This is a genomic window from Streptomyces odonnellii, assembly GCF_000981895.1.
GTDB classification, from domain to species: Bacteria; Actinomycetota; Actinomycetes; order Streptomycetales; family Streptomycetaceae; genus Streptomyces; species Streptomyces odonnellii.
The window spans coordinates 1-9,946 of sequence record NZ_LATD01000379.1; the positions used below are offsets into that span (position 1 = coordinate 1).

Consider the following 9,946-nt stretch of genomic DNA (forward strand, 5'->3'; position numbering starts at 1 on the left):
GCCTGGGCCGCTTCGGGGGGAAGCGGCACCCGGGCGGGTTGGGATCGTGGCGCTTGATCGGGTTTCTCCGGCTCGCGGGGGTGCTGCCGAGCTTCGGGTGCTCGCTCGTGCCGTGGCCTCAGCGAGGACGGGCGGCACGACCGCCTCGTTGGCGCTGGGGAGCGGGGTGTTCGGGGTGGGCGGGCGGTCGCCTCGGCTGCTTCGGCTTATGCCGTCCTTCGCCGGCGATCTGCTGGATCCCGCCCAGTCGCACGGCGATGTGCTGGTTCAGATCGCCGGGGAGCGGGCTGGCGATGTGACGGACGCCGTCGAACGGCTCCTGGGTGTCGCCACCGGGTGGCGGGTGCGGTGGCGGGTTGAGGGGTTTCGGGCTGACAACCGGGTTGAGGACGGGCATGGGCTGGCCCGTAATCCGTTTCACTTCACCGAAGGATTCGGGAATCCCGCCGGGGAGCGCGAGACCGCCGAGCGTGCTCTTGTACGGGACGGTCAGGGTGAGCCGGACTGGGCCGTGGGCGGGAGTTATCAGGTCGTACGGATCATCCGGTTCGCGACCGAGCTGTGGGACAAGGACTCCGTGCACGAGCAGGAACGCATCATCGGGCGGCGACGCGACGGGCGTTGGCTCGATGGCGCGCCCACCGACGAACAGCCGAACTTCGCCGCCGATCCCAAAGGTCGGCTCACTCCGCTCGACTCGCATGTACGGCTCGCCGCGCCCGACCGTCGCAACCCGCCGCCCCTCGTGCGCCGCAGCTACAGCTACGACCGTGGCGACGGCGACACCGGGCTTGTCTTCTCCTGCTTCCAGCGGGACCTCGCCCAGGGGTTCGAGGCCGTACAGAAGCGGCTCGAAGGGGAAGCGATGGCCAAGTACCTGCTCACCACCGGTGGCGGCTACTTTTTCGTCCCCCCGCCCGGCGACGCCTGGCTCGATGCCGTCGCGTCGGCATGATGAGCAGGCGGGGAAAATCCCTTGGCACAGCCCCTGGGCCGCCGGGCTAAAGTGTGGCCGTTCCGTGCGGTGGGCAGTGGCCGACAGGCCCGCTGCCGCGTTCAGTCGTGTGTGACCAGGGAGGTGTGACCGATGGCTGTCGTTGTGATGGGCGCTGCCCGCATCCAGAAGTTCATCGAAAACACTCCCGTGGTCCCCGGCCTGCCGTTCTCCGGCTGACTCTCTCCCTCCTTCCGCGCCCAAGTGCGCGTGCCGGGGCCACCCTTGCCACCTCTGAAGGGTTTCCCCTTGTCTTTCGATCTCGCCTCCTTCGAGGCTTCGTCCGCTTCGCATCCGCTCGCCCCGTACGGCTGGGACGACGGCTGGGACGCGGAGTTCGCACCGTACGCCCGGCAAGGGCTGCTGCCCGGGCGGGTGGTGCGTGTCGACCGTGGGCAGTGTGATGTCGTCACCGCCGACGGTGTGATCCGTGCCGACACCGCCTTCGTCACACCGCACGATCCGCTGCGGGTGATCTGCACCGGCGACTGGGCCGCCGTCGATCCGGCGGGCGGCGACCCCCGGTTCGTACGGGAGTATCTGCCACGGCGCACCGCGTTTGTACGGTCCACCTCCTCCCAGCGCTCCGAGGGGCAGATTCTGGCCGCGAATGTCGACCACGCGATCATCGCCGTATCACTCGCGGTCGAACTCGATCTCGGCCGTGTCGAACGCTTTCTGGCACTCGGCTGGGAGAGCGCCTAGCAAAGCACAGTAGCCCTCACCTGCACAGATGCCGCTTGGAGCGGCCGGATCTGTGTTGTAGGAGGGAATCATGGCAAAGCGTGTGGCAGAGGAGTTCCGGGACGCGACTCCCGAGGAACTCGTGGGCAAGGAGCCGCGAGATCTCGCCGACCTGTATCTCCGGCGCAGCAAGAAGCGGGAGACGGTCGACACCCTCAAGCAACACGCGAGGGATCTTCGCCGGGAGATGGACCGGCAAGGTCTGGTGGTCCGCAAAGTCTGGTTGGAGCAGCGGAGCGCCTCCAAGTCGCATGTAAGGCGCGAGAAGCTCGAAGGTGCCATGGATGCTGTCATGGCTGGTGAGGTCAAGACGCTCGCGGTCTGGAAGACGGATCGCTTCGACCGTCGTGGGATGGCCGTCATCGGCGCGGCGCTGGACGAGTTCGACCGCCGTCGGGCTCGGCTCTACGTGCTGCAGGAGAACTTGGACTCCAGCCAGCCGGGCACGCGTATCGTCTTCGCCATTCTGGCCGAGCGTGCCAGGGAGGAGATCAAGGATCTGACCCTGCGCGTCACCACGGGGAAGATCGGAGCACGGGCAGCGGGCAAATGGCCCGGTGGCCGAACGCCTTACGGCGTCTACTCGCCCAAGGGATCCGGACGGCTGGAGCGGGAGCCGGCTGAGTATCCACATGCCCGTCGTATCGCGAATGAACTCCTGAAGGGGAAATCCGCGATGCGTGTGGCCCACGATCTTCAGACAGTTGGCATCAGGACCCGGGCTGGTGCCCAGTGGCAGGCCCGCGCGATAACGAGGATGGTCCGTTCGCCCGCATGGGCGGGCTTGCTGCCGGCCAAAGAGAGGCAGTACGACGAGCACGGCCTTCCACTCGACGTCTGGGTGTCTTCTGACGAGCCGGTCCGGGACTCAGAGGGCAAGCCCGTGGTGATCGGTGTCGGCGTTGTGACACCGGGGGGGCGGCTTCGGATACTTGCGGCGATCGATGCCCGGGTCGCGAAGATCGGAGGCGGGTCGAGGGGGAGGCGACCGCATACCACCTTCCTCGGGGGCATCCTGCGCTGCCCGCACTGCTACGTCACGATGTCCGGCAGCGGCGGAGTGAAGCGTGGCCGGATGTACCGGTGCCGTACGCGGGCGATGTACGGCAAGGAAGCGTGCCCTGGGGTAGTGGTGCGAACCCCGCGACTGGACGCCGCGGTCGAAGCGATGTGGCTGAGTCATGTCTCGGCACTTGAACATGGAGATGCTGGGCTGGATGCCATTGTCCGACGGTGGGCGGTTCTGCACGATGTGGAGAAGGAAGCACGCCGTAAGGAGGTCATGGCGGGACTGGATGCTGCCAAGGCGCGGCGCGACAAACTGGAGCACGATTTCTACGTCGAGGGCGCGCTGTCGGAAGAGCGCTTCAAGACGCTGTCCGCGGATCAGACTTCTGTCATCGGCTCGCTCGAACAGGAGGCCGCTGAACTCGCACGGCAGACTGACCTCTTGGTCTTCTTCGCTGACGGCGACGCCCTGGCCGAAGCCTGGGCGGAGTCGTCACTCCTGGACAGGCGGATGCTCCTCGGCTGCGTGCTCAAGTCCCTCACGATTGTTCCCGCCCGATTCGGGGGCGACCACACGCCGATCCTCGACAGGATCGTCCCGGAGTGGGTCGCCTGACACCACTTGCCGTCCACTTTCGGAAATGGCCTGTGTCACGACAGCCTCAGGCGGCGCGGTCCGCTCCCGGTGTGCTTGTCTACAGAGCAAGCTCCTTCCTCGTACCACCTTAGGCCACTTCCGGCACTGACGGGCCAGTCCGATCGGCGACAGAACGGATACGCTCCGGGCAAGATATCGACCATGGCAAGTCGTGGGCGTGTGAAGCGCGTTGGAGTATTGATCTTTTGGGGCACAGTGTGCTTGGTCGGTCTCGCCTGGACCGTGTTCGCTTTGCTGCGAGTCAAACTTGAGGACGCGGACACCGCTGGCGTGCTCGCGGTGCTTCCGGGGATTGCGGGAGCCGTGCTGGGCGGTTGGGGGGTACGGGTGGGGGTGCAAGGCCTGCGCGCCCAGCGCACGCCGGGGGTCATCGCCGAAGAGATTGCCCGGATTGTCCTACAAACAGAGGGGCGCCAGTACAAGCAACTCCTGCGCAGCGGTCGCGAAGCCCCTCACGGACGGATCGATCTGGCCTTCACGGCGACCTCGGCGAATTTCAGTGGCGCTTCGGTGGCTGGCAGTCTGGAATCGGTTTCCTCTTTCTATCGTCAGCTTAATCCGGGAAGGTTGGTAGTCACAGGTGCGCCTATCGCCCAAGCTAATGGAGCTCCTCGGGGCGATGCCGGTGCCGGTAAGACAGTTCTCGCCCTTAGGCTACTTCTCGACCTCGCGCGTGAACGCAAATCTGCAGACCCAGTACCCATTCGTCTAACCGCTTCTTCGTGGTCAGGAATTGAGATCCGCGCATGGCTCGTCAGCTATCTCGTGAGCGACTACGGATTCAGTCAGCGAGACGCCCTGCAAGTCGTTGCAGCGGATCTCGTTTTCCCGATCGTCGACGGCTTGGATGAGATGGAATCAAAAGACAGCGTCAGCTACAGATCGCGGTCGGTCGGCCTTATTCGGGCGATTGAGCGGTATGAGACCGGCGGAAATCATTGCCGTATCGTCATTACCTGTCGTGAAGCGCATTATCAGAAACTCGTCTCTGCTGATGTTCAACCTCGTAAGGTTACACATCTCAGCATCCTGCCTGTGAATGCGGCACGAGCTCGACAATATCTGCAGGAGCGGGTCGCTAATACGCCGATCAGCTCACAGCGCTGGAGCCCTGTACTGACGGCACTAGGCATCGCCGCATCTCCTGGCCAAGCGCCCCAGCTTATCCCCACATTACTAGCCCAGGCACTGGATACGCCTTGGCGGCTCACCTTGGTAGCAACGGTCTTTCAAGAACGCGGTTCGGATGGAACCTATCTTCGGGACCCAGCCGACCTGCTGCAGTTGGCGGCGAGCGGGCAGCTCTACGAATTTCTGCTCGACCGATTCATAGGCGCCACAACGGCAGGGCTGGAGGTCGATGATCTCGAAGCGGGAGAGGAGGTAAGCTCCGCAACTATCGCTCGTATTCATCAATTGGATTCCAAGGGAACTTGGAAGTGTCTTGCCATCATTGCCCGCTACCTGAATTCGAATAGCACGGCTGGAATTCAACGAACTTTCGCGGGCCGCCCTCTGAGTAGTACAGACATCATCCTGCATGAACTATGGCCAGCGTGCGGCTTGAGGCTGCCCAGAGTGCTGGAGCGCGTCCTGATGGCAGCTCTCGCCACGGTGGTCGGAATCACGCTATGGCTCTATTTCGTTAGCCGTCGTGGCTTTCCAATCGGGTCATACTTTGCGATTTCAATTCTTGGAGGTTTAATCCTGACCTTCCTATCCGCAGGGAAGCCCTGGCCCTTGCCGCAGCACGTCGATCTTCGCTGGTTCCGCATCCGCCCTCACCGGCGTCGCCTGGTTCGTGACATTATAATCACTTTCGGAACCTCAAGCGCGGTTGCCTTCGGATATGGAACCTTTGAGTGGTTGACCGGTACGCCGTTCGGTCAAGCGCTGAAATCAAGCGGGGTGCTTGGCCTAGTTTTGGGCTTTGTGATGTCGATTAGTGAGACACTTCGAGAAAAGATCCTCGCTTCACGCGGTCGGCCCGTCGCGAACCCTCGCGAAATAATCCGTTTAGACTCACTCGTCTTATCCCTCTATGCGTTCACCGGCTTCGCTGTTGGCTGTTTTCTTATAACGAATGGCGAGAGTCACCCTACTTGGCTGCCGATCGTCACGCTGTACGGCGCGCTATTGGGCTTCTTCTTCGGTGCGGGGCAGGCTTCGCTCCGATATTGGATCTTCCTGGTTTGTTCGCCAGGAAAGGTGCCCCTGCGACTTGGCCGCTTCCTCGAATCCGCATACCATGCGGGAATCTTGCGGATTTCAGGAACGGCTTGGCAGTTCCGGCATCGCGAACTCCAAGATCACCTTGCAAGCCGCCCGCTCCCGCCATCCCACCTGTAGCAGCCACTCGAAGGACCTGCTTTCATGAGTAGCTAGACGGGCGCGAAGTGGCCGAAACATGCCGAATGGAAGTCCGCACGAAATGGCCGTCGCCGAGGCGCTCAAGAGAGGCATCGGGGATGATGAGATCTCAGGCTTCTGGCCGCTGTGTACGGGGACGTTGCTCCCGGAAGACCTGCGGCGGGACCGGATGTGGCTTGACACATGGATATAGCAGCGAGACCGATGGGCCTGGTGCCCCGCGGTGCCGGGCCCGTCGCGAAAGAGTGAGGTCAGGACTTCTTAACGAACTGGGTGCTGCGGGCGAGATGAGGTCGGGGGTAATGTATCGCGGTATCACTGCCCGACATGGAAAGATACTTACTGTGAACCCTGCTGCTGGAGCCCCGTCGACTTCGGACTTTTACTGCCATCAGGCCATCCCTGGGCTCACGCCGGTCAAGGTGGTGGTGGAGACGGAGGATGTGCTAGCGTTTGAGCACACCAACCCCGCCCATCCGGTGCACGTCGTGGTGGTACCGAAGCGGCATATCCCGTCGCTGATCGACCTCGGTGACGGGGGCGAGGAACTGCTGGCGAAGGTTATGGCGGTGGTGCAGCGGGTCGCGGTGCAGATCAAGGAAGAGCACGGCGCGGCTTCTGTCACTACGAATGTCGGGCTTTATCAGGAGTCGCAGCATCTGCATTTCCACGTCTATCACCGCGGAGAGTCCGACGAGCAGATCCTCGCGATGTACGGGCACCACGACGGCTGAGTTCTACCGGGTGCGACGGGTGCGACCCGGCTTGGCTGCGGCGACGGTCTCCTGTGCGATCAGGTCGGCGGCGCGATGGATGGTTTCCGGGCCGGGCTGCTCCCGATTGGTCCGGCCGAGGCCGGCGGCAAGTTCCATGCACGCCTTGGCCAGAGACGCTCCGCCGTGCAGCTTGTCGTCGTCAGGTACCACGATGCACTGCCCGGGGTGTCGTCGCGCGTAGGCGGCTTCGTTGTCGAGCTGGTCGCCACGGCTGACCGTCGCGGGTAGGGGGATAAGTACGGCCCGCTTGCCGAGCGCTTCGAGTTCGGCAAGTGTCGTTGCGCCGCCACGCCCGATCACCAGGTCTGCCAGCCATAGGGCATCGGCCATCTCGTCGTGCAGGTACTCCAGTTGCCAATACCCCGGTACCCCCTCGAGCGAGCGGTCGAGGTTGCCCTTCCCTCGGACATGAACGACCGCGAACCGCGCGCACAGGGCCCCAAGTTGGCTCTTTACGGCGTCATTGATGCGTTGGGATCCGCTGCTGCCACAGAAGATCAGCAGAACCGGAGCGCTGGCAGGGATACCGAGTCGCCGCCGCAGTCGCTCTGGTTCACCGGAGGCCAGGTCGTGGCGCAACGGCAGGCCGGTGACCGCGGATTTCCGGGCGAGCCATCGCGGTGTGCTGGCGGGCGCGGCGACGGACAGGCAGACCCGGGTGGCCATCCGGGCGACGATCTTGTTGGCGAGGCCGAGGGAGTGGTCCGACTCGTGGACCACGATGGGGACTCGGCAAAGCCAGGCGGCGATCCCGACAGGCACGGATACGTATGAGCCCTTCGAGAACAGGGCGTTGGGGCGTTCGCGTCGCATAGCCCTTGCGGCCACACCGATGCCGCGCAGCACTGTGAGCGGCATGAGCAGGTTGCTCCATGAACCATAGCGCTTCAGGCCCGCAGATGGGACCGGGCAAAAAGGGATTCCTGCCTTCTCCGCGTATTCGTGCTCGATGCTGTCCGGTCGCCCGAAGAACACCACTTCTTTCACGCCTTGTTCGGGAAGCCGGGCCGCCACGGAAAGGGCGGGGACGACATGTCCGGCGCTTCCGCCTCCGGTGATTGCGATTTTCATCTAAAGTGCACCTGGCCTGTGTGGTTGCGATTTATCGTAAGGGCTGCTTCAGGGTTTCATTGCTGCGGCGCCCGGCACTGTGATCAGGGTGTCCGGGCGATACCCGCTACAGGATTTGTCGGGTCGGCTGGATTCGAACCAGCTCCTCGGCAAAACTTATGCCGTGCTCCAGCCCTTGAGCTACGACCCGTTGATGACTTCGATGCTACGGAAGGGGGTAAGTGCGGTCAATGCCACGATCGGTGTCGGAGGTGAATTCGAGTCACGCCCTTGCCTTTCCCTGGTCGTTCGTCTTCTTTATTTTTCGGCAGGGGGATTTCGATGCGCTGTGCGGTGATTATTTAGTGGCCGATTGTGGTGACCTTAGCTGGGGATGCGGCTGGCTTAAGACAGATTCAGGGCGTCCGGGATTTGGCTGATTGGCATTCGGTGCGCCCTGGAGGTCCACCGGTCGATGAACTCGACCTCGTCCCCGCCCTGATGAGGGGAGATGACCCAGGCGTACGGGAGGCCGAGGAGTTTGGCATAGCGGAACTTCTCGCCGGCCGGTTCGGGCCGGTCGTCGACGAATATGGCTGCTCCGCGGTCGCGGAGGTGTCGTACGACCTGGTCGGTGCGTTCGCGCATGGCGGGCAGGTCGGGGCGCAGGAGTTCCAGCATGGCTGCCCGGATGCCGGTCGCGAACAGCAGCGCCCGCCCCTTGGGCAGCGCGCGGATCGCGTCCGGCGGCAGGATTCGCTCCGTGCGCATGCTCACGGAGGTCGACTTGCCGCTGTCGCTGGTGGAGACGGAGGTGGTCTGGACGTCGTGGTCGCCGATCAGTCGGGAGAGCCGGTCGGCGAAGTCGCTGTCGTCGATGCCGGAGCCGATGATTTTGACGGTGGCGGCGGACCACAGGGCGTCCATCCCGGCTTCGCCCCAGCATTTCTGGCCCTGCCGGTAGGACTGGAGGATCGTCATCGGGATGACGCCCCGGGAGCCGAGGTGGGAGTAGAGGTCGGGGAGATCGGAGATCTTGCACACGTTGGCGGCCTCGTCCAGGACGCACAGCGCGGGCGGGTCGAGCCTCCCGCCCGAGCGCTCCGCGACGACCACGGCCGCGCGCATCACCGCGTCCGCTGCTGCCGCGATGATCGCCGACGCGGAACCGCCGCCGTCCTTGCTGAGCAGGTAGAGGGTGTCGCGGGAGGTGGCGAACGTGGAGGGCCGGAACTCGGGAAGGTGTTTGGCGGGGGTGACCCAGGCGGCGACGTCGGGGTCGAGGAGGCAGCTCGCGTACTGGCGGGCGGTCTCGTAGATGCCGTCGCGGGTTTCGGTGGCGCCGCTGACGGTGCCCTGGAGCTGGGCTGCGACCGCGTCGTGGCCGGCGTCGGTGAGCAGGTCCACCGGGGTGCGGTCAGCGGGCGAGGCGAGCCAGGCGAGGACGTCGGTGATCGGGCGGTGGTGGTCGGCGGCGGCGAGGAACAGGGCGCCGAGAGTGTTGCTGGCGGCCGTCGACCAGAAGTCGGAGCCGGCGGACTCGTCCACCGACGCGGCGACGAAATGCCCGGCCAGACGCTTCGCGCCGGCCAGATCCCGGGCGTCGGCCAGGATGTCCCACCACATCTGGCGTGGGTGGTGGGCGATCTGCTGCGGATCGAGCGTCCAGATTGTGCCGGCCTCGGCGCGGGCGTCGACCGTGGCGGTGAAGGCATCGTTCGCGGCTTTGTTGCTCGTCAGCAGGACCGGGCCGGGTGCCGCGAGGATCGCGGGGATTGCCAGGCTCGATGTCTTGCCGGAGCGTGGGGCCATGATGGCGACGAGGACGTCCTCCCAGCTTGCACGGACCTCGGCCCTGCCGGGGGAGAGTGTGCCGAGGAGGATGCCGCGGTCGTCAGGGGCGACCTCTTTTACAGTCCAGGTCGACCAGGCTCGGCCGCAGGCTCCGGGCCTTGGCCGTGATCTCTTTGGTGAGCAGCGGGGCGAGATCGGCCTTGCGGGCAAGCCCGTTGCGCGGACCGCGCCGGCGTGCCCACAGGACCAGCCCGGTGACGGTGAGCCCGAGTGTGAGCAGGCCCGGGACGATCCGGGTGCTGATCAGCAGAGCGGTGGGGCTCAGGCGGGGCCACAGCTCGTGGGGGTGCAGCAGGGCGTCGGTAGCGGCGAAGGGCACCCAGGGGCCCGTACCGGCAAGGGCGTTGGTGAGGTTGCCTGTTAGCCAGGCGAGGGAGCCGACGGCGATCGCAGCGCCGAGGACGCCGAAGAGGAGGCAGAGGAGCGCGTCGGTCCCGGTGGTGGCCGAGGGCGCGCGAGTACGAGGGGCGGGAGGCATGGCGGGTCCAGGAA

Annotated in this window: 5 protein-coding genes, 1 tRNA gene and 2 pseudogenes; 5 read left to right on the plus strand and 3 right to left on the minus strand. The window is 64.7% G+C overall.

Annotated elements, in window-relative coordinates:
- Positions 1-97 precede the first annotated feature (97 nt).
- The 5 genes and pseudogenes from WH07_RS30315 to WH07_RS30330 all read left to right on the plus strand — a co-directional run bounded on the left by WH07_RS30315 (position 98) and on the right by WH07_RS30330 (position 6,508).
- Positions 98-955, plus strand: a complete 858-nt coding sequence (locus tag WH07_RS30315; RefSeq protein ID WP_106409718.1) for a Dyp-type peroxidase — start codon at positions 98-100, stop codon at positions 953-955.
- A gap of 273 nt (positions 956-1,228) precedes the next feature.
- A pseudogene (locus WH07_RS30320) lies at positions 1,229-1,693 on the plus strand (ribosome small subunit-dependent GTPase A); the annotation flags it as partial.
- A gap of 76 nt (positions 1,694-1,769) precedes the next feature.
- Positions 1,770-3,362: a recombinase family protein gene (locus WH07_RS30325; RefSeq protein WP_079023686.1), complete on the plus strand. Its 1,593-nt coding sequence runs from the start codon at positions 1,770-1,772 to the stop codon at positions 3,360-3,362.
- Between the two features lie 243 nt (positions 3,363-3,605).
- Positions 3,606-5,753 carry an NACHT domain-containing protein gene (locus tag WH07_RS38245; protein ID WP_198533922.1) on the plus strand — a complete coding sequence of 716 codons (2,148 nt, stop codon included), beginning with the start codon at positions 3,606-3,608 and terminating at the stop codon, positions 5,751-5,753.
- Positions 5,754-6,118: 365 nt separating this feature from the next.
- On the plus strand, positions 6,119-6,508 hold the full coding sequence (locus WH07_RS30330; RefSeq protein ID WP_046507003.1) for an HIT domain-containing protein: 390 nt from the start codon (positions 6,119-6,121) through the stop codon (positions 6,506-6,508).
- A 3-nt stretch (positions 6,509-6,511) separates the two neighbouring features.
- Here the strand turns inward: WH07_RS30330 and WH07_RS30335 are convergent, their stop codons facing one another.
- The 3 genes and pseudogenes from WH07_RS30335 to WH07_RS41470 form a co-directional block, all read right to left on the minus strand.
- Entirely contained in the window at positions 6,512-7,621 is a 1,110-nt protein-coding gene (locus WH07_RS30335) for a UDP-N-acetylglucosamine--N-acetylmuramyl-(pentapeptide) pyrophosphoryl-undecaprenol N-acetylglucosamine transferase (RefSeq protein ID WP_046507008.1), read from the minus strand.
- Between the two features lie 118 nt (positions 7,622-7,739).
- Positions 7,740-7,811: transfer RNA gene (locus WH07_RS30340), tRNA-Thr, on the minus strand.
- Between the two features lie 194 nt (positions 7,812-8,005).
- A pseudogene (locus WH07_RS41470) lies at positions 8,006-9,932 on the minus strand (TraM recognition domain-containing protein).
- Between the last annotated feature and the right edge of the window lie 14 nt (positions 9,933-9,946).

Excerpts from the sequence above, each read along its gene's own strand:
- WH07_RS30325 (WP_079023686.1), top strand. The coding sequence starts at position 1,770 with ATGGCAAAGCGTGTGGCAGAGGAGTTCCGGGACGCGACTCCCGAGGAA.
- WH07_RS30335 (WP_046507008.1), bottom strand. The coding sequence starts at position 7,621 with ATGAAAATCGCAATCACCGGAGGCGGAAGCGCCGGACATGTCGTCCCC.